The sequence below is a fragment of the Pseudoalteromonas luteoviolacea genome (assembly GCF_001750165.1).
Classification (GTDB): domain Bacteria; phylum Pseudomonadota; class Gammaproteobacteria; order Enterobacterales; family Alteromonadaceae; genus Pseudoalteromonas; species Pseudoalteromonas luteoviolacea_G.
The window spans coordinates 4,747,722-4,772,406 of the sequence record NZ_CP015411.1 but is presented as its reverse complement, the minus strand read 5'-3'; the positions used below and the strand labels follow the sequence as shown (position 1 = coordinate 4,772,406).

At 43.6% G+C, this 24,685-nt stretch carries 25 protein-coding genes; 5 read left to right on the top strand and 20 right to left on the bottom strand.

Going from position 1 to position 24,685, the window contains the following annotated elements:
- Nucleotides 1-205: 205 nt before the first annotated feature.
- Together S4054249_RS20280 and S4054249_RS20275 are read right to left on the bottom strand one after the other, a co-directional pair.
- A complete protein-coding gene (locus tag S4054249_RS20280; protein ID WP_046354908.1) occupies nt 206-673 on the bottom strand; it encodes a DUF2721 domain-containing protein in 468 nt (155 codons plus the stop codon).
- Nucleotides 664-1,158, bottom strand: a complete 495-nt coding sequence (locus S4054249_RS20275) for a TlpA family protein disulfide reductase (RefSeq protein WP_052960879.1) — start codon at nt 1,156-1,158, stop codon at nt 664-666. Before S4054249_RS20275 ends, S4054249_RS20280 begins: the two co-directional genes overlap by 10 nt.
- A 98-nt stretch (nt 1,159-1,256) precedes the next feature.
- Between S4054249_RS20275 and S4054249_RS20270 the strand changes: the two genes are divergently transcribed.
- Complete coding sequence (locus S4054249_RS20270; protein ID WP_046354909.1) at nt 1,257-1,682, top strand: YqaA family protein; 426 nt, start codon at nt 1,257-1,259, stop codon at nt 1,680-1,682.
- Between the two features lie 46 nt (nt 1,683-1,728).
- Here the strand turns inward: S4054249_RS20270 and folX are convergent, their stop codons facing one another.
- From folX to S4054249_RS20240, 6 genes are all read right to left on the bottom strand, one after another.
- Nucleotides 1,729-2,103 carry a dihydroneopterin triphosphate 2'-epimerase gene (gene folX, locus S4054249_RS20265; protein ID WP_039611292.1) on the bottom strand — a complete coding sequence of 125 codons (375 nt, stop codon included), beginning with the start codon at nt 2,101-2,103 and terminating at the stop codon, nt 1,729-1,731.
- Nucleotides 2,104-2,122: 19 nt separating this feature from the next.
- A complete protein-coding gene (gene folE, locus S4054249_RS20260; protein ID WP_046354960.1) occupies nt 2,123-2,680 on the bottom strand; it encodes a GTP cyclohydrolase I FolE in 558 nt (185 codons plus the stop codon).
- Nucleotides 2,681-2,736: 56 nt separating this feature from the next.
- On the bottom strand, nt 2,737-3,444 hold the full coding sequence (folM, locus tag S4054249_RS20255) for a dihydromonapterin reductase (RefSeq protein ID WP_046354910.1): 708 nt from the start codon (nt 3,442-3,444) through the stop codon (nt 2,737-2,739).
- A gap of 249 nt (nt 3,445-3,693) precedes the next feature.
- Entirely contained in the window at nt 3,694-4,527 is an 834-nt protein-coding gene (gene nadE, locus S4054249_RS20250; RefSeq protein WP_046354911.1) for an ammonia-dependent NAD(+) synthetase, read from the bottom strand.
- Nucleotides 4,528-4,616: 89 nt separating this feature from the next.
- Nucleotides 4,617-5,234, bottom strand: a complete 618-nt coding sequence (locus S4054249_RS20245) for a YceH family protein (protein ID WP_046354912.1) — start codon at nt 5,232-5,234, stop codon at nt 4,617-4,619.
- A gap of 96 nt (nt 5,235-5,330) precedes the next feature.
- Nucleotides 5,331-8,660, bottom strand: coding sequence for an ATP-binding protein (locus S4054249_RS20240; RefSeq protein ID WP_046354913.1), 3,330 nt, complete (start codon nt 8,658-8,660; stop codon nt 5,331-5,333).
- A gap of 225 nt (nt 8,661-8,885) precedes the next feature.
- Between S4054249_RS20240 and S4054249_RS20235 the strand changes: the two genes are divergently transcribed.
- Nucleotides 8,886-11,186, top strand: a complete 2,301-nt coding sequence (locus S4054249_RS20235) for a penicillin acylase family protein (RefSeq protein ID WP_046354914.1) — start codon at nt 8,886-8,888, stop codon at nt 11,184-11,186.
- A gap of 11 nt (nt 11,187-11,197) precedes the next feature.
- Here S4054249_RS20235 and S4054249_RS20230 read toward each other — a convergent pair whose 3' ends face one another.
- Nucleotides 11,198-12,265 (bottom strand): GGDEF domain-containing protein, encoded by a 1,068-nt coding sequence (locus S4054249_RS20230; protein WP_046354915.1) that lies wholly within the window; start codon nt 12,263-12,265, stop codon nt 11,198-11,200.
- Nucleotides 12,266-12,386: 121 nt separating this feature from the next.
- On the bottom strand, nt 12,387-13,268 hold the full coding sequence (locus tag S4054249_RS20225; protein ID WP_046354916.1) for a DMT family transporter: 882 nt from the start codon (nt 13,266-13,268) through the stop codon (nt 12,387-12,389).
- A gap of 286 nt (nt 13,269-13,554) precedes the next feature.
- On the opposite strand from S4054249_RS20225, the gene S4054249_RS20220 reads away from it, so the two are divergent.
- Entirely contained in the window at nt 13,555-13,938 is a 384-nt protein-coding gene (locus S4054249_RS20220; RefSeq protein WP_046354917.1) for an MAPEG family protein, read from the top strand.
- On the opposite strand, the gene S4054249_RS20215 is transcribed toward S4054249_RS20220, so the two are convergent.
- Nucleotides 13,933-14,658, bottom strand: coding sequence for a pseudouridine synthase (locus S4054249_RS20215; RefSeq protein WP_230851891.1), 726 nt, complete (start codon nt 14,656-14,658; stop codon nt 13,933-13,935). The genes S4054249_RS20220 and S4054249_RS20215 overlap by 6 nt on opposite strands.
- 111 nt (nt 14,659-14,769) lie before the next feature.
- Between S4054249_RS20215 and S4054249_RS20210 the strand changes: the two genes are divergently transcribed.
- Complete coding sequence (locus S4054249_RS20210) at nt 14,770-15,075, top strand: DUF6482 family protein (RefSeq protein ID WP_046354919.1); 306 nt, start codon at nt 14,770-14,772, stop codon at nt 15,073-15,075.
- A gap of 245 nt (nt 15,076-15,320) precedes the next feature.
- Nucleotides 15,321-16,046, top strand: coding sequence for a hypothetical protein (locus S4054249_RS20205; RefSeq protein WP_046354920.1), 726 nt, complete (start codon nt 15,321-15,323; stop codon nt 16,044-16,046).
- Nucleotides 16,047-16,072: 26 nt separating this feature from the next.
- Here the strand turns inward: S4054249_RS20205 and S4054249_RS20200 are convergent, their stop codons facing one another.
- From S4054249_RS20200 to lptM, 9 genes are all read right to left on the bottom strand, one after another.
- A complete protein-coding gene (locus S4054249_RS20200; RefSeq protein WP_046354921.1) occupies nt 16,073-17,212 on the bottom strand; it encodes a retropepsin-like aspartic protease in 1,140 nt (379 codons plus the stop codon).
- A gap of 23 nt (nt 17,213-17,235) precedes the next feature.
- On the bottom strand, nt 17,236-18,114 hold the full coding sequence (locus S4054249_RS20195; protein WP_046354922.1) for a dTDP-4-dehydrorhamnose reductase family protein: 879 nt from the start codon (nt 18,112-18,114) through the stop codon (nt 17,236-17,238).
- Nucleotides 18,115-18,264: 150 nt separating this feature from the next.
- Nucleotides 18,265-19,788, bottom strand: a complete 1,524-nt coding sequence (locus S4054249_RS20190; RefSeq protein ID WP_046354923.1) for a peptide MFS transporter — start codon at nt 19,786-19,788, stop codon at nt 18,265-18,267.
- A 157-nt stretch (nt 19,789-19,945) separates the two neighbouring features.
- A complete protein-coding gene (locus tag S4054249_RS20185) occupies nt 19,946-20,647 on the bottom strand; it encodes an HAD-IA family hydrolase (protein WP_046354924.1) in 702 nt (233 codons plus the stop codon).
- 82 nt (nt 20,648-20,729) lie between these two features.
- Nucleotides 20,730-21,650, bottom strand: coding sequence for a tyrosine recombinase XerC (locus tag S4054249_RS20180; protein WP_046354925.1), 921 nt, complete (start codon nt 21,648-21,650; stop codon nt 20,730-20,732).
- Complete coding sequence (locus S4054249_RS20175) at nt 21,647-22,273, bottom strand: DUF484 family protein (RefSeq protein WP_046354926.1); 627 nt, start codon at nt 22,271-22,273, stop codon at nt 21,647-21,649. Before S4054249_RS20175 ends, S4054249_RS20180 begins: the two co-directional genes overlap by 4 nt.
- Entirely contained in the window at nt 22,270-23,100 is an 831-nt protein-coding gene (dapF, locus tag S4054249_RS20170; RefSeq protein ID WP_046354927.1) for a diaminopimelate epimerase, read from the bottom strand. Before dapF ends, S4054249_RS20175 begins: the two co-directional genes overlap by 4 nt.
- Nucleotides 23,101-23,146: 46 nt before the next feature.
- Entirely contained in the window at nt 23,147-24,403 is a 1,257-nt protein-coding gene (lysA, locus tag S4054249_RS20165; RefSeq protein ID WP_046354928.1) for a diaminopimelate decarboxylase, read from the bottom strand.
- A complete protein-coding gene (lptM, locus tag S4054249_RS20160; protein WP_046354929.1) occupies nt 24,404-24,583 on the bottom strand; it encodes an LPS translocon maturation chaperone LptM in 180 nt (59 codons plus the stop codon).
- Between the last annotated feature and the right edge of the window lie 102 nt (nt 24,584-24,685).

Sequence of the window (24,685 nt, the reverse complement as noted above, 5' to 3'; positions counted from 1 at the left end):
ATCAGCTCTGTCTGATAGAAAAAATGTGTAATAAACACCGGCTTGAAGCCGGTGTTTTTTTATGCCCCAAAATAGCTGGGATGGGAGTAATAAGAGGTCGCTATCGGCGCTCATATAGAGACTAGGCTCAATTAAGTTGCCTGTTTGAGAAGATATATTACATTCTTATTGAATGAAGGGGCCGTCGCTATGAGCTTCTGGACCGTTAGCCAATGTCTTTAAAAATCATACCTCGGCGCATACTGCGAGTCGCCAGCATAACTTCGGCAAGTAAGGCCAAAAAAGCCCCGATGAGCAATAGCATGGCAGCGATAAAGCAACTGGAAACAGTAATCCCTAGAGGCCATGTATATAGATGAGATATAAATAATAAGGCCACCACGGCACAGACCATCAGCGCGCTAAGTACGCTCATACTAAATGCGATATGGATACATCGAGAACGTTTTAGTAGAGCGCGCATTTCTTGCGTGAGGGTAAAGTTAAATGACTCATCTAGATTGGCATTGAGTTTTCTATCAAGTAACCTAGCTCTATCCGTAATGCGTGCCAATCGGTTGGATAGAACGCCTAGCAGAGCTGCTATCCCTGTTAATAAAAAGACTGGTGCAACAGCGGTTTGGATTACTTTGGCCATGGTTAAAATGCTCACTACTTCAGAATTTAGTTCCATTTTACTTGCTCAATAATGTTATCTGTTTCACCAATTAAAGTGTTAACCACACGGTTATTTTCATCAAGTAAGATCAATCGAGGCACTCCTTTATTCGCATACTGGCTATAGATGATACGCTGTTCATCGCTTACAAGTGGGAAGGTGACATGATAATCTTCAGCAAATTGAGTAAGTGATGCGTTTGTTTCATCTCGTCCGATAGCGATAATTGTCACTGTGTTATCGGTGGCCAAAGGAGAGGCTTTGAGTTGTTCAAACATTCGCAGCGAATCTGAGCACCATGTGGCGAAGAAAATCACCAGCTTTTTAGATTTAATTCCATATAAGTCATAAGATTGATTTTTTATGTCTGTCAGGGATAGGTGTTTAAATGCCTCTCCTTGGTGAATGTAAGTTTCATAATCTTGGTCCATGGCACCACAGGCGCTGAGTGATAAATTGAGGGCTGTGATTAAGCTGATTGTGAGCAGACTTTTTATCATTGTGTACTTCCTTATGGTAGGCTGGCGTTATTTACGCGTATTTTTATTTACATATCAAGCTTAGCGATATGAGCTTTCACAACTGTTGATGTTTATTTATGGCCTATTTGAGTCTTTTCCTTAGTGCATTTATTGCTGCTACATTGTTTCCTGCCTCGTCTGAACTGTTGCTCACAGGCATGGTTGCCAAGCAATCAGGACATCTAGGGCTTCTGTGGTTTAGCGCTACTTTGGGTAATGTGATCGGGAGCTGTGTAAATTATTACCTTGGTATGCAAATAGAGCGGTTTAGTCACCATCGTTGGTTTCCTATATCACCAAAAGCGATGGAAAAAGCGCGTAATCACTATCAAAAATATGGCAGTGCAAGTTTATTGTTTGCTTGGTTACCTGTGGTAGGGGACCCATTGACGTTGATTGCTGGTGTTTTTAGAGTGAGATTCAGCGTGTTCTTATTATTAGTGAGTATCGGAAAAGGACTGAGATATGCGCTGGTGATTGCGTTGGCTTTAGGGTTGTTTTAAGTGACATAGCTTGCTCCAAAGTGGTGACTTTGGAGCAGAGTAAACATCAATCAATATTACGTTTTTTTTGCCATTCAAGCGTCAGTGATACTGAGTCTGCAAACCTGAGTGCATGAGGCTTATCGACGCGCACGCGTGCGAAGGTCACGTCTGGATGTTGATGACATTCAGCCAATATGTCGGCAACCAACTTCTCTAGTAAAAGAAAATGACCAGTCTCAACGAGCTTGATCACCGATTTGGTTATCGTTTTGTAGTTCAGAGCATGGTCTACTTCATCCAGCTGCACGCATTCTGTGTCAGCGGGGTAATGTATCTCAATATTAATGACGACATCTTGTTTCTTTTCACGTTCTTCATCATTAAACCCGATAAAAGTGCGTAACCTGAGATTTGTGATATTGATAATCGCATTATGCATCATGGCTGATCCTTGCTATTTAGCCGTGTTTGACAAGCTGTAAAAATTCATTTCGAGTTTTTGCATCTTCTCTAAAGTTACCTAGCATGACTGATGTGCGCATTTTTGAGTTTTGCTTTTCTACACCACGCATCATCATGCACATGTGTTTAGCCTCGACGATAACCCCAACACCTCTCGCTCCAGTGACTTCTTCTACCGCTTTGGCGATTTGGTGCGTCAGCTGTTCTTGGATTTGAAAGCGACGTGCGAACATGTCTACGATCCGAGCAAACTTTGATAAGCCTAACACTTTACCATTGGGAATGTAAGCAATGTGGCAGCGGCCGACAAAGGGGAGCAGATGATGCTCGCACATAGAATATAGCTCGATGTCTTGAATAAGTACCATATCGTCTGCATCTGATGAGAATACAGCGTTGTTGGTGATTTCATTCAAGGTCTGACGATAACCTTGGGTTAAATACTCCATGGCTTTGGCTGCGCGCTTAGGGGTGTCCAATAGACCTTCTCTATCGGCGTCTTCACCAACGGCTTTGATGATCTCTGTGTAACTGTTTTTTAAATCTTCATGCATAATATGACTCACAATTTCATTATTTGAACTCGAGCTGATAACGGGGTCGCTCAAATTTATTTTAAGTGTCTACCACCATCTACGGCGAGTGTTCTACCTGTTATATAGTTGCTATTGAGCAATAGCTCAATACTGGCAATGACTTCTTGGCAGCCAGGCTCAATACCCATTAGAGATTTCTTTAAGGTTTTAACTTTGTAATCATCATCGTCATGTTCATTGAAAATGATCAGCGAAGGAGAGACGGAGTTAACTTTAATTTGAGGTGCGTACTTGGCTGCAAACGAGCGGCTTAAATTGTCTAAAGCTGCTTTACTTGCAGCGTATGCGATGTGTTTTGGGCTACCTTTTTCGGCAACGTAATCAGTGATATGAATAATATCAGTAACTTCAGTCGATGCTTGAAGCAGCGGGGCAAGTGCCATATTCAGTAAATAAGGAACTTTGGCATGGATACGCATCATGTTGTCAAAAAGCGAGCTATGATCTGGATTAAGCTTTTCGCAATCCCAGCTCGAGGCGTTGTGTATGACTGCGCGCAGTGTTGAGGTATGTTGTTTTACCTCACTAACCAGCGACTCAACTGCATTATGCTCGTTGAAGTCCACTTGAATGCATTTTACACCGCTGGCCTCTAATTCATCGACTGTCTTATGTCGGGTACGATACGTGACGATAAGTGGTGTATCTGCTTTAATCAGATGCTGTGCAAGTGCTAGCCCGATACGCTGTGCTCCACCTGTAATTAAAATTGGGGCTGCCATTAGGGTTCCTTAAAAAATGTATGTCGCGTGGTCATAAACTTAATACTGTCCTGATGTAATGACTGAGTTGAGACTACAAATGACACGTTTGCCAGAATAATACGGGGCGAGTTACCTTTGTGATCACTAACTTAGCATGGCTTTTCATTGACTGTATAGAGTGTTGTTACATTAATGTTAAAGCTATGAGGTCAATACAGAGAAAATAAAAAGGGTGCTCAGTGCACCCAATTTTTAACTGTGTTTGACTTATTCGTCGTACACTGTTGGGATCGGCTGTCGCTTATGTTGAGTACGAAGATAGATAGCGGTGAGCTTGTCTTCAACGTCTTTAGGTATATTTTTACCTTCTAAGAAGTCGTCGATGTTGTCATAGCTTAGCCCTAATGCGGCTTCGTCTGATAAACCGGGTCTGTCACACTCTAAGTCTGCGGTAGGCACTTTTTCAACCAACTGAGCGGGGGCACCTAAATGTGCTGCAAGGGCACGAACTTGGCGCTTTGAGAGGCCGAATAATGGTGCTAAATCACAAGCGCCATCACCAAACTTAGTGTAAAAGCCCGTGATATTTTCTGCACTGTGATCGGTACCCACCACTAGCCCTGCGCTCAACCCAGCGATTTCATATTGTGCGACCATTCGCTGCCTTGCTTTGACATTGCCTTTGACAAAATCAACGTGAGTTTGTGCAGGTAGGGAGAGGCTAGCATCATTCATCGCTTGAATCGCTTGCTCATGCATGGCGTCAGCAGCCGGCTTAATATTAACGGTCAGGCGATGAGTTGGCTGAATAAAGTCCATGGCAAGTTGCGCTTCATCTTCATCTGCTTGCACACCATAAGGTAACCGCATAGCGATAAACTGATAAGATTTATCAGGGTAGTCTTGATTTAACTCATCAACTGCTAGTTGACAGAGTCGACCACAGGTCGAAGAATCAACACCACCACTGATCCCAAGGACAAGGCTTGTGCAGTGTGCAGATAGTAATCGTTGTTTGATGAACTGAACTCGGCGGGTTATTTCTTCAGCCACATTGATACTAGGCTTAACTTTCATTTCGGCAATTATTGCGTCACGCATTGAATATCCTCGGACCTATTTATTATCTTCATAAATAGTGTAATTGATCCTCAAGTCTCTGGGCAATGATGTTTTCACTGTGGTGTACTTTAAAGTCCAAGATGTTGTTTGATGACTTTCAACTCGGCCTTCAGGTTATTGATTTCTTCAAGCAATGAATTGAGTTCATTGGGATCATTAATATCGGCTTGTGGTGTCGCAGGCGAAGTAGGTGCGTCACCAAACAAATGTTGATAACGGCTTTCTCGTTTTCCTGGCTCACGCTCGAGTTTTACTATTAATTCTTGCTCTTGCAGTTTATTGAGTGACGTTTCAACGTCGCTAACATTGCCAAATTCTGCGAGACGGCCACTGCGAGTTCGTAATTCTCCTGGTGTTTGTGGTCCTCGTAACAAAAGTAGGCAAACGATGGCACGTTGCTGCTCGTCGAGTTGTAAACTACTAAACTCGGTATTGCAAAAACGATGTGTATATTTAGTCACACGTCCAGATAATGCCTCATCACACATTACTAAGCGCTGAGTTTTCAGCTGCTCTAACCCGTCTAGCACCTCAGCTTCTGTGAGAGAAAGTACCGGCTCCCTGTTGGATTTTTGGTTGCAAGCATTAGTGAGGGCGTTCAAAGAAAGCGGATATTGATCGGGTGTCGTCGTTTCTTTTTCTAATAGACAGCCAATTAAACGTTGTTCAACTGTTGTTAGCTTCATAATTTCCCTCTTTTGTAAAATCGTAGTATGAAACGTGGTCTTTCTCTATTGCGTTACCAGTGAGCTTAAACACAGAGCGAGATCCAATAAATACCGTTACTCTATGCTATTTAAAGATATTTTCCTAGTTGAGTTGGTCCATTCCTGTAGCGACTGTATTAACAACTCAAAATTGATAGGTTTACTTAAGTACGCGTCCATACCTGCCGCAAGACATTTTTCTTCATCACCTTCCATGGCGTTGGCTGTTAGCGCAATTATAATGGCGTCTTGATGTTGTTTTCCGCATTTACCCTGACGGATGACTTTGGTTGCAGTATAGCCATCCATTTCAGGCATTTGACAATCCATCAAGATGATATCGTAAGGCTTATCTAATTTTTGTAGCTGTTCGATAGCTAAGCGCCCATTGGCAGCACAGTCGGCTTTGATGCCGACTTTAGCCAGTAAACTCAGCGCCACGGTCTGATTGATTTTATTGTCTTCGACTAATAAAACTGAACAGTTGAGTTGAATGTCTTGTTTGCTAGTCTGTGAGTTTGGTTTTTTCTGTACTAGCGCCAATGCATTGGCAGGAGTTAAAGGTGCAAGAATGGTGTTGCTTTCATGGCTCTTAGGTAGCGCCGCTAATTCATCTGGAGTATGGCATAAAATAGCATAGTTGAGCTGGTACTTTTTGATAAAAGAAAAGAGAGCCTGTGAGATTAATTCTGTGCTTTGTGTAAGTACAGTCGCTGTTACGATCAAAGCTGGGTGTGCATTGCTCTGAGACTCGCAGAACTCAAGTGCGTCAGGTATTGTCAGAAAGTGCTCTGTCGGTACACGCCATGCATTGAGCATGTGCCTGGCACTGAGCTCTGTTTGCGGATGCTGATCGATGATCAAGAGGTAATCTGTATTACTTTCTAATGCTTTGATTGGTTGAGCTTCTTGTAATTCGATATAAAAGGTAAACGTACTACCTACTCCCAATTTGCTGTAAGCGTGCAGTGCGCCGCCGAGTAGCTCACAGAGCTGTTTGGCGATGGTCAGACCTAAGCCTGTTCCGCCAAATTTACGTGTCGTAGAGGGGTCAGCCTGAGTAAATGAATCAAAGATTTTATCGAGCTGCGCTTTACTTATCCCAATGCCAGTATCTTCAATACTGCACCATAAACGCGTATTTTTATTACTTTGTTCTGTGTAACAAGTCAGTGTGATCTTACCGTTCTCAGTAAATTTAATGGCATTGCTGATTAAGTTATTTAATATTTGTTTCAAACGATGAGGATCAGTCTTTGCAATCTGGTACTGCATATTTCGACTATCTAAAAATAGTTCAGTATGTTGATCGATGGCTTTGGGTGCAAAGGCTGCAAAGCAGTCACTGATGATTTGAATGAGATCGCATTGGATAGTATCAATTGACATTTTCCCTGCTTCAATTTTAGAGAAGTCGAGAATATCATTGATAATAGTTAACAGAGATTCTGCCGAACTTTGGGCCAGTGTTAAGTGACGCTGCTGGCCTTCATTTAAATGAGAGCTGCTCAAAATATTCAGCATGCCCAAGATCCCATTCATTGGTGTGCGGATCTCATGGCTCATACTCGCTAAAAATGAGGCTTTTACTTTTGCAGATTGCTCAGCAAGCTCTTTTTCCATGATTGCTTGATGCTGCGCTTGCTGCTGTTGTTGACTGCTAAATAAGCTTGCAAGCATGGCCGCAATGGCTTTTAAAAAACGTTTATCACTTTGTGTCCATTGTGGGTAGGCAGTATTAAATTCCGCAGTTAAAGTACCGTATAAAGTGTTTTTGAAAAAAATAGGAACAAACACAATGGCGTCTATTTCAAAAGGTGATAAATATTGCTCATTGATGGTGCGTGTAACAGCATGACTTTTGGCTGACCACGCTTCAATGCTGTTTTTATTTATTAAGGCGCTAAATAGTGCTGATTGTGATGTTTTTCGCCAAGGTGGGTAGTGTTGCAAGCTGTCTCGTTTAGTGTTGCTAAAGCATACGGGATATAAATGTGTTTGTTCTTCACTGAATAGCCAAATACTCGCTCGAGTGGCATTAACACCATGGCAAATAGTATCGATACAAAGCTCTTGAGCACGGTCAAGGTGATTGTTTAAAATGGCCTCATGTGTACTCAGCTGTGCTAATAGCTCATTGTTCTTGGCTACTTTTTCGTGCTCGACCTCCATAGTTTTACGCTGATGTATGTTTTGAATAGAACCAAACACCTCCTGTGTTTTTCGACCCACTCGCTTGGTTTGCGCTTTAATAAGAACCCAGCAGGGAGGTTTATCTTTGGGCACAATTAAAAACTCACCTTGAAAGCATTTCCCCTTTTTAATCGCCAGGCCCATGGCATCTTGAAACTTTTTCCGTTGAGCGCCTTCTTTAAAAAATTCAGTACTACCCATCCAAGAGGGATGATAGTGTGCGGGGACATTAAAAATTTGTTGAGTGACTGTGGACCAGGTGATGTGGTGGTCACTCAAATCAACAGACCAAGCGCCTACCTCTGCCAACGACCCCATACTGGTTAGGGAGTTGGCTTGATCTTCTAATTGTTTTAATAGCCGCGTAAAGAATACAAATGCAATCATAAAGAAAATTACAATGGTGAGCAGCGCTAGTCGAAAAGGCCACAATGCAGAGTCTTCACCAGACCAGCCGAAGCGAGGTGCGGCATACAATACCCAAGACCCCGATGGCACATTGATTTCAAACTTTAGAGGGTTAAGTTGTTGAATATCACTGGAACCATAAAAGTAGGCACCTTGTTCGCCGCGGGCATGTTGTCCACGCATCGCAATTTGGTAGTTGTCTTCCAATTCATTTAGGTTGGCGCTTTGATAGAGCTTTTGCATGTCAATGACCACCGAAAGCAGCCCCCAAAACTGCCTTTGTGCATCAAAAACCGGAACTCTTGCGATTAATGCATCGCCTCCCTGAACAAGTTTCAATGGCCCTGCTAAGACGATTTCACCGGTATTTTGTGCTTTTAGGGCTTCGAGACGCTGAGTTGGATGGGTGCGGTAGTTTAAGCCCAGAGCCTGTTCATTCCCTGTCAGTGGATAGATAAATTTCAAAATCATATCAGGGGCTGCGCCAAGGTTACGCAGTACTTCGTCTGACTCAAATAGCGGCGCTGCAATATTGGCAAACTTTTGTTGTGTGAGATTATCTGTGTTGCCAAGGGCGATTGCGAGCCCCCTTACCAGCTGAATATTGGCGGCCAGTTGGCCTTCTATACGAGTTCGGTACAGGTTTACCTGTTCATAAGTCCGATTCTTTTGCACTTCGATGAGGTGTTTATGATTAACTCGATCCACATACCAGCCGGTGGCGATGATCACAGCTAATAGGATGAGTACTCCGAGCTTGGATAGTATGGCTTTCCTTGGCGGCACAACATTCTCTGTTTGCATGTCTTGTCTGTCGGTTCCGTGAATACTTTAACTATAGATGCCTTGCTAAAAAGTCGCCAAATCAAACTCGGGTAAATGAACTGTAAAACAAGCATGATAGTTATTATGTCGACAAAGTCTCTTTGAACCTGACTCAATGACTTGCTATAACTGGTGGACATATTGGAGAAGGTTGCTAGCAAGACACGCTTGCCCACGTTTAGAAAGGAACATAAAGGAACATATATGTTGAAATGGTTTAAATTAGGCATTTCAGTTGTTGTCATTGGGGTATTAATAGTGACTGCAACTGTTTATGGGGTACTCTCACTCAGTTTACCTGCATTAGATGGACACGCCATTAGCGATAGAATTACCGCTCCAAGCAGGCTAAGTCGAGATAGTATGGGGCAGGCGATAATTCATGCCAACAATCGGCAAGATGCAGCTTACACCATGGGTTATGCCCATGGTCAAGATCGGTTTTTCCAGATGGATATACTTCGCCGCAATGCTGCCGGAGAGCTCAGTGAGTTGTTCGGCTCAGCAGCATTGAAGCTGGATCAGGTTCATCGTTTTCACCAATTCAGACTGCGCAGTGAGCAAATCGTTGCTTCCATGGATGAAACAGACAGAAACCTGTTGAGCGTCTATACACAAGGTGTCAATGACGGTCGTCTGCAAGCCGGCATGTCGAGTTTTGAATACTTACTCCTTGGTGTGGATGCTCAGCCTTGGCAGCCCGCAGACTCTTTGCTGGTGATTTTTAGTATGTATTTGGACTTGCAGTCAGTGACTTATAAACGTGATAAAACGCTCATCCATATTGCTGAGCATTTTGGTCAATCGATGGTCGATTTTATGCTTCAACCAAGCAGCTATCAAGCGGCGTTGGATGACAGCCAGTTGCCGGTTAAGTCAGTTGTGATCCCAGAGATAGAAGCATCTAGTGCAGTAACACAACACATCTCTCATATTGAAGATGTGCCACTTTATGGCAGCAATAACTGGGCAGTCATGGGGCAGTTGACAGCAACTGGCGCTGCGATGGTATCTGATGATATGCACTTGGGCCTGAATGTGCCGTCTATCTGGTACCGTGCACAATTAAATTATCAAACAAAAGAAAACCAATCTGTGACAGTGACTGGGGTCAGCTTACCAGGCGTGCCTGCTATTGTCGTAGGAAGTAATGATCACATTGCATGGGGCTTCACAAACGGTTATCTAGACACCGCAGATTGGGTCGAGCTCACTGCTCAAGATACATTGAAGACAGTAACAGAAGAGATTAAATTACCAAACGGCCAATCACATACCTTTGAATTGATGATGAGCGAATTTGGACCAGTAAAGCAATTCAATGGAAAGCACTATGCACTACAGTGGGTCGCGCACCAATCATATGCGGTAAATTTAAACTTATTAAAGCTAGAGACTGCTAAGACGGTTGCGCAAGCGCTGGATGTTGCTAACAGTGTTGGGATCCCAGTACAGAATTTGATGGTTGTAGATGAACAAGGCAATGCTGCTTGGCAGCCCATTGGTGCTGTGCCATCTCGGGTCTTTCCCAGTGACTTAGCAGTGCCTTCTAACCGAGCAGAGCCAACCATGTGGCAAAAAAATGAATGGGTGCGACCGCAAATAATTAACCCCGATAGTGGCAAGTTATGGACGGCAAACTCTCGGGTGATGTCTGCAATTTCACACCGTCGATTTGGTGATGGCGGATATGCATTAGGTGCCCGTGCCGCACAAATTCGGGATCGATTATTGGCGCAAAATCAATTTAGTGAGTCTGATTTTAATCAGTTACAGCTTGATAATGAGGCGCGTTTTTTACTGCCTTGGCATGAACTTCTGGTAGATACCCTGACTAATTCTGCAAAACAAAAAGGCGATTACCAGCAAGCGCTCGATTATTTGGCAAATTGGCAAGCTTGTGCATGCAGTGATTCTGTCGGTTATACCCTAGTGAAGTATTTTAGGATGAGTGTCATAGACACGGTATTTAGCCCAATTGAACATACACTGACAGCAAAAGAGGAGACGCTAAGCCATCTTAAGCGTTATTTCGAACCAGCGCTTTGGCAGCTTATTAGCTCCAAGCCACACAGTTGGTTGGCTGGACATCAAGATTGGCAAGGGCTACTTGAAGCCTCTTTTTCAGAGGCCCGTCACACATTACAAAGCCGTTTCGGTGCGAATATGGAAAACTGGCGCTGGGGTAACGTGAACAAGCTCCAAGTTCAGCACCCATTTAGTCAGCAGATGCCATTTTTGAGTCGATTTTTAGATATGCCGTCTGTCCCAGGGTTTGGAGATAGTTTCATGCCTGCGGTTCAGGGGAAAAGCTTCGGTGCATCACAGCGGTTTATTGCTCAACCAAGATATTTGAATAACGCCGTTATGACGGTCGCAGGGGGTCAAAGTGGCCACCCATTATCACCTTATTATCGCAGTGGGTTTGCTGCATATGCCGATGGGGAGCTCACCCCATTACTGCCGGGTGAAATACATCATGTGATTGAATTTTCGACTCCATAGGTATTGACGCTTTAAGTATTGTGTACCTTTTTTAAGGGGGCGCTAGTCGTTCGATTACGTCCTTGTGTTTTACTGATATATAAGGCATCGTCAGCCAACTTAATGGCCATCCGAAAAGGCAATGCAGGGTGCCATTGGGCGATGCCAAAACTCATGGTCACTTGTAGCGTATCGCCGTTAAAAGTATGTGTTTCAATTTCTCGACGCAGGCTTTCAACTCGAGCTTGTGCGGTCTGCAAATCACAATTGACAAACACTAATAAAAACTCTTCGCCTCCCCAACGAACTGCAATATCAGAGTGCAGTGTGTGGTGTTTTATTTTTAACGCGACTTCGATTAAAACGTCATCACCCATGTCATGGCCGTATTTATCATTGATGCCCTTAAAATGGTCAATATCAGCCATGACAATAGTGAGCTGCTGCGATGTATTAACGCAATTTTCTTGTGCGTTCTTGATTAGCTCTTTGGCGTAGCGGCGATTAAACAGGCTCGTTAACGGATCTTTGGCTGCTAGTTGCGCCAGTTGATAGCGGTTCGAAAAGGTGACCTCACGAATATGACCAATGGTATATATGCTCGGTAGCGCACAGATCAAGACATTAATGAAGTGGATGTAGGGGGCGAGGTGACTCAATATAAAGCTGTGTTGAACACTATTAAAAAGCTCAAATAAAGCGGCAAAGGTGAGGATGAGCAGCAGTGCTAACCCCGACGCGATTTTTAATTTGAGTTGATAATCTAGTAAGATGAGACTCGCTATGGTCCATAGATAATATTGAAATCCATAGCTCATGCCAAGTACAGCGCAGACGAATATGGAATGTAGCGTGACTTCAATACAAAACAGTCGCAAAGCGAGATGACTTTTGTTTTGATATAGGAGCTTTATGCCCATTGACCAAGCGATCACACTGCCTACATTGACCACTGCTAATATGGCAATGTCACAATACCAGAACAACACCAATAATAAGCAATGCAGCCCTAAGCAATAATATGCCAGCTGTTTGAAGAGCCTATTTTTAACTTGCTCGACGGTGTCAGGTTGACTGAAATAATGTTGACGTGTTGCCACACCAACTCCAAGAATATGTGATAATTGTTTCAGTATAGGAGATGGATCTCAAGCTGAACACTTGTCACTCATAGACAAGTGCAAGTACATCCACCATTGCGTAGCATCATGTGATATTTGCTTACAACATATCACCCCACATGACCATGATGGCAGCAATTGCGATTAAACTTAGTCCGAGCGTGTCGCGTTTTTTTGGCGGAGATTTTAGCCAGAAAGCGGCAATTAGGAGTGTAAAAAATACTTCAATTTGTCCTAGCGTTTTGACATAGGCAACATGCTGGAGACTCATGGCACTAAACCATCCAATGGAGCCAATGCAACTGGTGGTGCTGATCAGTAGTACCAAGGGTAAATGCGACTTAAGTGTGGCCCATGCTTGCGGTGTTTTAATACTGATATAGAGACTCAAAATGAGCGTTTGGCAACCAAGTACGTACAACAATACCCACCCCGCGCTATGCGGAAAAGGCAGCCCTGAAGCAAGAGCAGCTTCTCTGACCCACAGCGAAGTTAGGGCAAAACAGGTACCGCATAGTAAGCCGATGGCGGCTGTTTTTAGGTTAAATTGCTTTAAACTGAAACCGCTCATTAATAAGACTGCCACAGCGCCGATTAAGACACCAATCCAACCGATCAGTGTTAAAGCCGAACCGAAAAACAACATACCTAAGATTGCGGCCATTAACGCCTCACTTTTTGCTAAACCGGCACCAGTTGTAAAGTTTTTTTGTTTAAACAATACGACCATGAGAGCGGTTGCGATGATCTGCATGAGGCTAGCAGCGAGGATATAAGCACCTAGCGTGAGTGACGGCTGCAAAGCTGGTGCAGGTTTAAATGTGTAGAGTAAATAGACGTAGAGCGCGGCGATAGGAGTTGCAAATATGAACCTTGCCAAGGTAACCAGACTGACACTGGCGTGTTTGCTGAGTTGGCTTTGCAGGGCATTGCGCCACGCTTGACTGAATGCCGCTAGGCACGTAAATAAAATCCACCCCATAGATCACCTTCATTGACTATTTGTTATTTAAATTACTATGTTAGCGTTTGTATCCATAATGAATTTTTGTGATGACGGGTATTTTAAATAGTGACTAGACAATGGTGCGACAATCTGTCGCAGTGTGGACTTTATGTGATTTACCTATACTGTGGTGGATGTTACTCATAAAGTCACGAAAATGTATTAGAGTGGCTTTGTTTCACCTGCCTATTGCAATTCAATTATTCAATTTTTAGTTAAAATACGATTAAATAGTATTCAGATTGTGTTTTAAGGATTGACAATGAACTTGATAATTTTGTGTGCACTAATTGCGGTGTTTCTGCCGTATCTAGCTAAGATCCCCATCATTGTTGCGGCCAATAAAGCTGGTGGTTACGACAATAAGCAGCCGCGAGCACAACAAAGCACATTATCTGGATTAGGTGCTCGCGCAGTTGCAGCGCATTACAACAGTTTTGAGTCTCTCATTGTGTTTGGTATTGCGGTAGCGATCGTGCTTTCAACAGGGACCTTGAGCCCAGTGATACAAGGTCTGGCTGTTGTACATATTATTGCTCGGTGTGCTTACTGTATATGTTATTGGTACGATCTAGATTTGCTACGTTCAATGAGTTGGACAGTAGGAGTTTTGTGCCCAGTGGCCATGATCGTGATGTGCTTATAAAGGAGGTAGGTTAAGTTGCGGGGCTAATGTGTTGATATCTAGCTGACAATACTGTCCTTCGGGCAAGGTATTAGGGTCAAGTGTGAGGTTGGCTATACGGGTACGATATAAATCGACGACACGACGATTACAATGCTTGGCCATTTTTCTAATTTGCCGATTTAATCCTTGCTTAAGGATAATAACAAACGTTTTTTCAGCAACCTGTTTAACTGTACAGGGTAACGTCAGATGCCCATCGACGGGTACCCCCTGCGACATTGCAATACAAAACGTATCGTCAATCTCTTGATCAACCGTAACAATGTATTCCTTCTCTTGGTGTTGATCTGGGTGAATTAACGCATGACATAATTCACCGTCATTGGTGAGTAAGAGTAGTCCCCTGCTATCTTTGTCTAATCGGCCAATGGGATAAACCCGAGTTGTATTAGGTAAGTGATGTATTAAGCTTGCAGGGTCTTCAATATTTAGTTTACAGTCAATACCGACGGGCTTGTGATATATGTATAATAATTTCGGTGCAAGTCCCATTACTTTTTTGCCTTCAACCCAAATGTCATCATGCTCATTTACGTGATCAATATGATTGGCAGGTCGCCCGTTTACCTTTACGAGACCTTGATCAATAAGCCGTGAGGCTTGTCGTCTAGAACAAATACCACAGTGACTAAGATATTTAGCTAAACGCATTGGCTGGTGAGTAGTAGGTTCGCTCATTAGGGATATCGAGTGGTTAAACAGGCCCGCATAATATTAAAATTATTATCATGTGTGCGCAATAAACTTTACCGAGCTTTATCTCGTATAGAAAAACTTTGGAGGTTGGAAATGAAAATTACTCTCGCTGCATTAGGTGATAAAGCCACCATAGATAAGTTTATTGTAAACTCTCTTGATCAGGCGTTGTATCAACTAACGGTGTGCATTGGAGATACCGAGTATGTGGTGGTTGACGAACGTGGTGAAACCATCAAAGCACATAACCCTTTAGATTTACAAAAGAAAGTTCAGAATTTACCTTATCAGAAGATGACGCTACGCCAGTACAGTGCCTATGATGAAATGATAGGTCAGCCATTGCGTGAAGGCAGCAATCAACTTGAAGTCCCTTTTGGTGATAATAAGTTGTACTAGTTAAATGTTGATACTATGTAGGCTTTTTTACTCATAGCGACAGAGAAACTATACGATTATTCTAAATTCTGAATACGCATAATTTTATTTAAGTTTATGACTTTTATGAATTTACGCATTTTTTGGTGTGCATCTTTATTTTTATAAAATGCTTCATTTATTAAACTTTTTCACACTTTATTAAAACAATCATATATATTAGAGTTACACTTAATACATCTTGAGTTAATTTGGTGTTACTTGTTGTGGAGATCAATCAATTACAAAGGCATTTGAGTCATTGTGGTGATCTCGTTCGAGTAGGTGGACCACACGAACGTGGTCATTTGATCCCCGCTCGTGCGATTTCAAAAACCAAAACATTACTGTCTTTAGGCGCGAATGGTAATTGGCGCTTTGATAGGGCATTTCAGGAGCTAAACCCTGAATGCCAAGTTGTTGCAGTGGACCATAACCTCAGCTTATCTTCAGTGCTTAGTGACGCATTAAGCAGTGGTATCAAGCTATTACGCAGTGCTTTTTTAGGTAAAGTAAAACAGAGTAAGTGCCATGCGCAAACGCTCCTGAACCAAGTTTTACTTTATATGTTTTACAACAACAGCAATCGCTTGCTGCGTCGCCGTGTGAGTAATCAAACGAATGAAGTGGATATTCGATTAGAAACTTTGATTGCCGTTTATGGCACGATTGATGACAACGCGACCATGCTCAATATTAATATGTCTTGTCAGCAATGCCATTTATTAGAAGATATTATTGCTTTGGAGAGCATGTTGAGTGTTGTGACTATTGAACTGTCACCATTGCCAACCAATGTCACTGAGATCGAGGGTTTGATAGATCAGATGTCAGCATGTTTTGATATCGTCAATGTATCCAGTAATGGTGTTGATGTTGACCAAGCACCTTCAATAGATTGTTTAGCGGCGCCTCTGGAGCTGACATTCATGAACAAAAGGCTCTCGCGCTGATATCAATAGGTGGCTTTGTATGGTGCTCACCTAGGCTTTAATATGAGCTCAGCATTTTGTTGATCTATTTCAAAATCAAAATGTCGCAAAAAATTCATACCCAGTAATCCCGGTCCATAATGAGATTGCTCCATCACACCAAATTCAAACGGAGTTTTTTGTTTCGTGCCAATTTGTATTCCTGTGCTTTGGTAAAACGGTACTTCGGTAATGCCATTGGCTGTGCTCACGCGTCTAGAGTTCACATAGCTTACGTCATAAGCCAGTTGCTCAAATTGCGCGGCCGTCAATGCCGTTACGCTGGCACCGGTGTCTATCATGAGTGCAATGTCTTGACCCGCAATCTTCGCCTTTAGAATATAATGTTCTCCTTGGCGGACAAGGGGAATTCTTTCAGTTTGTTGTGTCGCGTTGTCGAGGGCTTTTTTTAGTGGTGCAATGGCTTGGTGCTGAAGTTGTTGAGCACTGAGTTGCGATAGCAATAACTCTGCTTCTAAGGCGTTATTCAGCGCTAAGTGTGCCTCAGTCATGGCGGCAATTATCGGAAGATTTCCAGGTTGTTCGCTCAGCCATATTTGGCCTTGTGTAATGGTTTCATGCCAGTTACTTTGCGTTTTTAGTTGTGCTAATCGTTGTGTAATTAAATTGGTTATGATGTCTTGTAACTGAGCGAATTCGGGGTAAAGGTGCAACAAATTGATATAGCGATCAATCGCTTCGTTGTGCTCGCCTTGCGCAAAATAGATATCAGCTTCTAATTGCAGTGCGGTAAAATCAGTGGGTGTAATTGATAAAATACGTTGCACGAATAACAGTGTATCTGCTAACTGCTGGGTATTTTGATGTGTCAACTTAGCGCTGAGTTGACCTATCCAGCTATGTATCTGAGCAATATGTTGGAGTGGATGAGTGCTATTTTCCCACACAGCAATCGCCCTTAATATATCACCTTGATTAAAGTAACGAATAGCTTGTGAGAGAGGTTCATGTGACTGTATTGAGTGTGCGGGCGGAGTCTTTGGGGTTATTTGTGTCACAACTTCAGCCTGTATCTGCGCAGGCTCGTTTTTGAATAGGCTTTGTAAGATAGAGCCTGGTCGCTGCCATTCAAAATAGACGTTGAGCGTTAAAGAGCACATCAGTAATAACCACATGAAATATCGCATTGCTGTGTACTCCTTGAGTGACGTTAGAGAGTGTGTTTATTCAGCACATTGGCAATGGCTGTAGCAAAATCTCTATGATGTGCAATGCCTATGGATTTGAGTCGGGTGTCTTTGAGTGCACAATTATAAGGCCTTGCTGCTGTCTGCGATGGCTCTGGTAAAGCAACTAGGTCTTGAGAATTTAGGCCTAATACTTTTGCAATATAGACAGCCATCTCGTATTTGGTCATTGACTGGTTATTTGATATATGAAAAGTGCCCGCTTGCATTTCCGGTGGTTGGAAAAATAAATCGTTCAGCGTGAGCGCAATGTCTTCTACATGGGTTGGATAGCGAATGGCCCAATGATCATGTTCACTGTGAGGGTTTTTTATCACTTGTTCAGCAATAATGGTCACTGCTGACTCGGCTAAGTACTCCACTTCACCATATAAAACGGGGACCCGTACAACAGTATGCTGTGAGCTCACCGCTAAAACAGCTTGTTCTGCCTGTACTTTACTTTCGCCATAAAAATTAACTGGGGAAGTTGCTGCATCTTCAATATAAGGCGCAGCTTGACCATTGAATACATAATCAGTGCTAATCAATACAAATTGGATATGTCTATCTTTACACAGTGTAGCGAGAAATTTCGCTGCTTGGACATTTAACGCGATGGTTGCCTGATGATCATTTTCACATATGTCTGGTTTGCGCTCAGCGGCTGCATGAACCAAGATATTTGGGCGGTGAGTATCTAAAAATGTGGTGATAGCCGCCTGATCATGCAAATCTAATTGTTCTATGGGGGGAGCCGCTCGACTGAACCCTGTGCCAATGACGGTATTTGATTGGGATAATACTTTAACTAAAGCGCGTCCGAGTAATCCAGTTGCACCTGTAACGACAATTTTATTCATTGTTTTCTCAGCTTCTTTATCACGCTAGTATCTTAACGCTAGGTTAGCGTGTAAAGAAGAGGAAATGCGGTGAAATAAATGAGAAAAATAGATTAGTTGTAGATTGAGAGATACGACACCTTGATATGATGTCGTATCTGATTAAAAAGGTTAAGCAGACTGCTGTTGCGTTTGGCCTTCCCAAATTTTCGCTCTAAAACTAAATAGCAAAATAAGGATACCGACACCGATACCAAACAAGCTGATCTGTAGGTAAAGGTTTGGAATTTGATCTACTTGCTCTGGATCAAAGTTACCCGCCAGTAATCCTGAAATGATGTTACCGATAGAGTAAGTCAGTACAAATATCCCCATCATTTGGCCAGCAAAGCGCTTTGGTGATAACTTACTGACCGCACTTAATGCCACAGGGCTTAGGCAAAGCTCGCCGACGGTATGCAGGAAGTAAGTCGTAATAAGCCACATTGGCGCTACTTTAAAGCCTTGCGCCGCGTATTGAGAAGCGAAAAACATCACAATAAACCCTGTTGCCATAATGATCAGGCCAATTGCACATTTAAGGCTGTATGAAGGGGTGATCATACGTTTGGCAAGGTTAATCCAAAGTGCGGCAAAGAAAGGCGATAAAATAATGATGAAGAATGAGTTTGAAGATTGGAACCAGGCAGTTGGGACGGTAAAGCCTGCGATCACTCGGTCAGTATAGTTTTGTGCGAATAGGTTTAAAGAGGAACCGGCTTGCTCGAAGCCTGACCAAAAACACGCTGACGCCACACAGACTAAAAACAGTGCCCATAGCTTTTTCTTTTCACCCTCATCAAGGTCGCCCGCAAAATAAATATAGCCATAATAGCCAAGGAAAATCACAGTAAAGGCAACAGCAACATATTGTGCAAGCGTCACAGGTTCGATGATGATCACGCCAGCATAAGTCAGTGCGACAATCGCGGCGGTTGCTGCTAGAACAGCGCCGATTGCAAGCCACGCATTTTTACTGCCAGCGGGCGTTAATGGATGACTCGGCTTGTCACCGACACCTTTAATGTTGCCAAGTGTCATGCGATACTGAACAAGACCGATTGCCATACCCACGGCCGCCGCGCCAAAGGCCCAGTGCCAACCGACATTTTCCATAAAGTAACCACACACCATGTAGCCAATTACCGAGCCGATATTAATGCCCATGTAGTAAATGGCGTAGCCACTGTCGCGGCGCACATCTTCACTGCTGTATAGTTGGCCGACCATGGCACTGATATTGGGCTTTAATAAGCCTGTACCCATGGCCACTAAAATGAGGCCGATGAAAAACGTACTTTGGGCTGGAATAGCGAGCACGATATGCCCGAGCATGATGATAATACCGCCATACCACACGGTTCGTTGACCACCAAGCAGGCGGTCAGCTATCCAACCGCCGGGTAGGCCGAGGAAATACACTGCGCCTGTGTACAAACCATAAATCGCGGTTGCGGTGGCAACGGTGAAGGCAAGACCTTCTTCTTGTAGGCTTGCGGTCATAAATAAGACCAGCAAGGCACGCATGCCGTAGTAGCTCATACGTTCCCACATTTCAGTGAAAAATAGGGTTGAGAGGCCTTGTGGATGACCGAAAAAACCCGTGTCTAACTTGTTGTCCGGTGACTCAGCAGAAGCTGCTTCGTGAGATGACATAATGACTTCCGATTCTGTGTTTTTATATTTGAAAGCCAATATTAGTACGTTATCTATACTGTGAATGCAAATTTAGCAGACTAATTGCGAATTGACAGTGCTCAAATAAAGGTACCTTTTGGTTGAGTAATCCTTATTTGAGCACACTTATTGATGCTTAACACAGCGCTTGAAGCTGGTGGATATCTGAAATTTCAATATCCGCAAGGCCCTTGTAGCCATAGGTGGTATCTTGATTATTTAACCATACGCTTTGACAGCCAGCATGGTTCGCGCCCTGTACATCGGTATCTAAACTATCGCCAATATGTAAGATCTGTGCAGGCACTATGTCTAAATCACGGCAGGCGCGCTGAAAAAGGGCATCACTTGGTTTTGCTTCACCATCTGGCCCTGCTAAGTATACCTTTTTAAATACGCCAGCTAAGTTAAACTTGTCGACCTCGACATTACCATTGGTGATGGCAATTAAAGTGTATTTTTGGGCCAAGTTATCCAATAGAGTCAGTACAGAATCAGCAACCGTGATTTGACTTCGGGCGTCAGCAAATGCCTGATAGGCACCATGCGTATGTCGTGTGATCTCTTCCGTTGTTAAGTTTAATTGTGACAAACCATATGTGAGTGCAACTTTTCTCCATTGTGTGACATCACTTTGTAAGTGCGGGTGTGTTTCACCAATATGGTGTCTGCACTCAAGCCAATAGTCATCGCCTTTGGCTGCCCATTCAGGGATGGCTTGCAGATAACTGTGCATGGCTTTGATTGCACCGAGAATAATAGGGTGGTTATTGTAAAGTGTGTCGTCTAGGTCAAAGCTTAAGACTTTAATAGGTGAGATGGCTCGATTGAATCGCATAGTGCACGGTTAAGTTGGACAACAATGTTTTTATTGTAAGCGAAAAGCAGTGCCTGAGTGAACCCAATCACGTTTCGCTTAGCTAAGGCTTTTTTTGCTTGGCTCTTGGGTGGGCTTGATCGTACACCTTGGCAAGATGCTGAAAATCGACATGCGTGTAAACTTGCGTGGCCGACAAGCTGCTGTGCCCGAGCATTTCCTGGATACCGCGCAGGTCACCACTGGACTCTAATAAATGGCTAGCAAAGGAGTGGCGTAACTTATGCGGGTGCACGTTGGCACTGATCCCTTGTTTTATGCCCCATTCTTTCATGCGTGCGCGCACATGACGGACAGAAATACGGGTTTTGCGACTACTAACAAACAAAGCAAGTTCTTCTTCATGGGCAAACATAGGACGCAGCTTTAACCATGCGCCAATGGCTTCGCGGGCTTTACTGCCAACAGGCACCACACGCTCTTTATTGCCTTTACCCAATACACGGATCTCTCCGTCACGAATATCGTACAAGTTGGTATTCACTAATTCACTAATACGTAGGCCACTTGAATACATGAGCTCCATCATGGCTTTGTCACGAACAGCTAATGCGTCATCATCATCGATATCGAGTAGCTGCATCATTTGATCAACATCGAGGTTCTTTGGCAGTGGCTTTTGAAACTTTGGGCCTTTTTGTGCTGCTGCAGGGTCGTGCACACTGTCTGAGTCTGCGTGCTTAGTTTTAAGAAACTTATAGAGGCTACGAATACAGCTGAGCTTGAGGTTAATGCTGCGAGGGTTGTATTGTTGTGCGCGTAATTGCATTGAAAAGCGCCGAATTAATTCGCTGCTGACACTCGACCAGCCATGGCAATGGGGGACGAAAAACTGTGCGGCTAAGGTTAACTGAGTTTGATATTGCGTCAGCGTGTGCGCTGAATATTGCTTTTCATAGCGCAAATAGGCCATGAAGTCGTCAATGGGGGTTTGCCACTGAGCACTGAGCGGTATGTCGCTCATGCGAGCTCCTTGAGCCGTATTTGCAATGAAGAGACCAGTTCATTAACAAACAAATTACCGTTATCAGGTGAAAAATGGTCTGCACAGCCACTGGCAAAGGCTAAAATTGCGGTGGGCTTATCACTTGGACCAAGTAGGTAAAGGGCAACAGATTGACAGGCAAAGCCACTGAATAGCAATTTTTGCTCTTCTAAATCTAGCCGCCCCAAATATCGAGATAACTTGTTAAAGCGCCTGCTCACCAGCTCTTCTAACGTGGTGTCATAGGGGATCAGCTGACACACGGAAATTTTCGGCGATTGCGATAAGGTATCAGCGAGGATATCCGCCAACTCTTGAAAGTTCTTGCAGTACCATAGAGCACGTTGGCAATCACTAAACAATTTGAAAATGAGTTCATTTTCTCTTGCTGAGTCGATCATGGTGCTAATTTGTTTTTTTAGCTTGGTATTTTCCTCGCGAAGTAAGCGCTGTTGCATCAAGGCGAGGTTTGGCGCACCTTGGTGCTGGACATGCAGGTTCATGTCTAAGAGTAAATATGGGTGCTCAAGCAAAAAGTCCGGATTTTGCTGTAAAAATGTCATCACATCTTGGGCTGACAAATTTGTTGGGTTGTTGCTCATATTGCTACCTGTCCATCAAAAACATGTTCCGCAGGGCCTGTCATTTTGACGGGCTTATTGCCGCCACTCCAGCGCACTTGTAACGTGCCACCAGGTAAGTCAACGCGCACCGTATCAGCTAACTTGCCTTGTGCAATGCCAACAGCCACGGCGCCACATGCACCGCTGCCGCACGCTAAAGTCTCTTGTGCACCACGCTCCCATACTCGAAGCTTGATATGTTCTCGGTTAATGATTTGCATGAAGCCGACATTAGTCCGTTTTGGAAAGCGTTCATGATGCTCAATGAGCGGGCCTAGTGTCTCGACATCAGCGGTATTTATATCATCAACTTCGATAATACAGTGTGGGTTACCCATGGAGACCGCGCCACAAAAAATGGTGTGTTCATTGGCTCTTAGCACATAAGTGAGCTCACTTTGTTGTGCTTTAAAGGGAATATCTTGTGGCGCGAATTGCGGTGTGCCCATATTGACAGTAACTTGGCCGTCCTTTTCAGTATACAAAGTAATATCACCACCTTTAGTCGAGACATTGACTTTGTGCTTGTTAGTCAGCCCTTTCATTCTGATAAAGCGGGCAAAGCAGCGTGCACCGTTGCCACATTGCTCTACCTCAGTGCCATCGGCATTAAAAATACGATAATGAAAATCTAAATCTGGGGAATAAGGCGGCTCGACCAGCAATAATTGATCGAAGCCAATGCCAAAATGTCTATCTGCGAGCTTTTTAATTTGATCGCGCGACAAAAAAACGTTTTGTGTGACGTTATCAATCACCACAAAATCGTTTCCTAAGCCATGCATTTTTGAAAAATTTACAAACATATTATTTTACTATTTAGCCGCTCAATGCGATGCACCATCGCTCTTATTATTCTGAAAGTAAGGTTTCACCCTGCCATAGCGATTCAAGTGATTCTCTGACACGTATCACTTGAGCGCGATCACCATCAACCATGATCTCAGCCACTCTTGGGCGTGAATTATAGTTTGAGCTCATGGTAAAACCATAAGCACCCGCGCTGCGTTGAGCAAGTAAATCACCGGGTAAAATGGCCAAGGTTCGATCTTTACCAATAAAGTCGCCAGTTTCACAGACCGGACCAACCACATCATACGTATGTTCTGGTGTGCCATCATGACGAGGGCTGACAGCAATGATCTCTTGCCACGCCTGATACAATGATGGGCGCAACATGTCATTCATTCCCGCATCGACAATTGCGAAATGCTTGCCCGTGGTAGGTTTTAAGTATTCTACCTTGGTTACGAGCAGGCCTGCATTGGCCGCAATGGCACGGCCAGGTTCAAAAATTAATTCTAATTCTTGATGTGACGCAAGTCGCGCAATGACTTGAGCAGCATATGCACTTGGGTGAGGTGGCTTTTCACCATCATAAGGAACACCGAGTCCACCGCCAATATCTAAGTGGTGGAGTGTGATCCCCGCAGACTTTAAGGTATCAACCAAGTCTAATACTTTATCTAATGCTGCTAAAAAGGGTTCAACCTCGGTGAGTTGAGAGCCGATATGAAAATCTACCCCAACGACCTTGATCCCTGGTAAAGCACACGCCAATTGATAGACGTCAAATGCTTGTTTGATATCAATACCAAACTTATTCTCTTTCAACCCAGTAGAGATATACGGATGTGTTTTTGCATCGATATCAGGGTTAACACGTATAGAGACTGGCGCTTGTACTTTCATTTGCGAGGCAATTTCAGAGATGCGTTCTAACTCAGCTTTAGATTCGACATTGAAGCACTTAATGTTTTGTTCAAGCGCGTAAATGATCTCTTGCTGTGTTTTCGCTACTCCTGAAAACACCACTTTTTTAGCATCACCACCGGCTTTCAATACGCGCGCCAGCTCACCTTGTGAGACGATATCAAAGCCTGCTCCCATGTTTGCCAAGACATTGAGTACGGCAAGGTTGCTGTTTGCTTTTACTGCGTAGCAGACCAAATGTTTATGCTGGGCCGCAGCATCAGTAAATGCTCGGTAATGACGTTCGAGCGTTTTGCGAGAGTAAACATAGCAAGGTGTACCATATTGGGCCGCGATATCTTTGATAGCAACTTGCTCTGCGTACAATTCATTATTTTGGTACTGGAAAAAGTCCATTTACTTATCCTTTTCGTCAGTTTTTGTCGTTTCTTGCGATGATTGTTGCGTGGTTGAAGTACGGTTTTTGTCTGCGTCTTCAGGTAAATACAGTGGACCACGTTGCCCGCAAGCTGTTAACGTTAAGGTGCTAGTCAATGCTAGGGCAAGTAAGCTAAATTGAGTGTATGTCGCTTTCATTAGATTAATGATGTCAGTGCCTTTATAATCGCAGAGTAACAGAATTCGCGAAAAAAGCAGCTTTTGCGGTTGAAATTTATTCCCTGTATCGGGAAAGCTGGT

Bases quoted from the DNA above. Each gene is read 5' to 3' on its own strand.
- S4054249_RS20225 (WP_046354916.1), bottom strand. From the start codon at position 13,268: ATGGGGTGGATTTTATTTACGTGCCTAGCGGCATTCAGTCAAGCGTGG.
- S4054249_RS20235 (WP_046354914.1), top strand. From the start codon at position 8,886: ATGTTGAAATGGTTTAAATTAGGCATTTCAGTTGTTGTCATTGGGGTA.
- lysA (WP_046354928.1), bottom strand. From the start codon at position 24,403: ATGGACTTTTTCCAGTACCAAAATAATGAATTGTACGCAGAGCAAGTT.
- S4054249_RS20190 (WP_046354923.1), bottom strand. From the start codon at position 19,788: ATGTCATCTCACGAAGCAGCTTCTGCTGAGTCACCGGACAACAAGTTA.
- S4054249_RS20180 (WP_046354925.1), bottom strand. From the start codon at position 21,650: ATGAGCGACATACCGCTCAGTGCTCAGTGGCAAACCCCCATTGACGAC.
- lptM (WP_046354929.1), bottom strand. From the start codon at position 24,583: ATGAAAGCGACATACACTCAATTTAGCTTACTTGCCCTAGCATTGACT.
- S4054249_RS20220 (WP_046354917.1), top strand. From the start codon at position 13,555: ATGAACTTGATAATTTTGTGTGCACTAATTGCGGTGTTTCTGCCGTAT.
- S4054249_RS20280 (WP_046354908.1), bottom strand. From the start codon at position 673: ATGGAACTAAATTCTGAAGTAGTGAGCATTTTAACCATGGCCAAAGTA.
- S4054249_RS20270 (WP_046354909.1), top strand. From the start codon at position 1,257: ATGGCCTATTTGAGTCTTTTCCTTAGTGCATTTATTGCTGCTACATTG.
- S4054249_RS20245 (WP_046354912.1), bottom strand. From the start codon at position 5,234: ATGAAGCTAACAACAGTTGAACAACGTTTAATTGGCTGTCTATTAGAA.
- S4054249_RS20195 (WP_046354922.1), bottom strand. From the start codon at position 18,114: ATGAATAAAATTGTCGTTACAGGTGCAACTGGATTACTCGGACGCGCT.
- S4054249_RS20185 (WP_046354924.1), bottom strand. From the start codon at position 20,647: ATGCGATTCAATCGAGCCATCTCACCTATTAAAGTCTTAAGCTTTGAC.
- S4054249_RS20240 (WP_046354913.1), bottom strand. From the start codon at position 8,660: ATGCAAACAGAGAATGTTGTGCCGCCAAGGAAAGCCATACTATCCAAG.
- S4054249_RS20275 (WP_052960879.1), bottom strand. From the start codon at position 1,158: ATGATAAAAAGTCTGCTCACAATCAGCTTAATCACAGCCCTCAATTTA.
- S4054249_RS20215 (WP_230851891.1), bottom strand. From the start codon at position 14,658: ATGAGCGAACCTACTACTCACCAGCCAATGCGTTTAGCTAAATATCTT.
- S4054249_RS20200 (WP_046354921.1), bottom strand. From the start codon at position 17,212: ATGCGATATTTCATGTGGTTATTACTGATGTGCTCTTTAACGCTCAAC.
- folE (WP_046354960.1), bottom strand. From the start codon at position 2,680: ATGCATGAAGATTTAAAAAACAGTTACACAGAGATCATCAAAGCCGTT.
- folM (WP_046354910.1), bottom strand. From the start codon at position 3,444: ATGGCAGCCCCAATTTTAATTACAGGTGGAGCACAGCGTATCGGGCTA.
- S4054249_RS20175 (WP_046354926.1), bottom strand. From the start codon at position 22,273: ATGAGCAACAACCCAACAAATTTGTCAGCCCAAGATGTGATGACATTT.
- folX (WP_039611292.1), bottom strand. From the start codon at position 2,103: ATGCATAATGCGATTATCAATATCACAAATCTCAGGTTACGCACTTTT.
- nadE (WP_046354911.1), bottom strand. From the start codon at position 4,527: ATGCGTGACGCAATAATTGCCGAAATGAAAGTTAAGCCTAGTATCAAT.
- S4054249_RS20210 (WP_046354919.1), top strand. From the start codon at position 14,770: ATGAAAATTACTCTCGCTGCATTAGGTGATAAAGCCACCATAGATAAG.
- dapF (WP_046354927.1), bottom strand. From the start codon at position 23,100: ATGTTTGTAAATTTTTCAAAAATGCATGGCTTAGGAAACGATTTTGTG.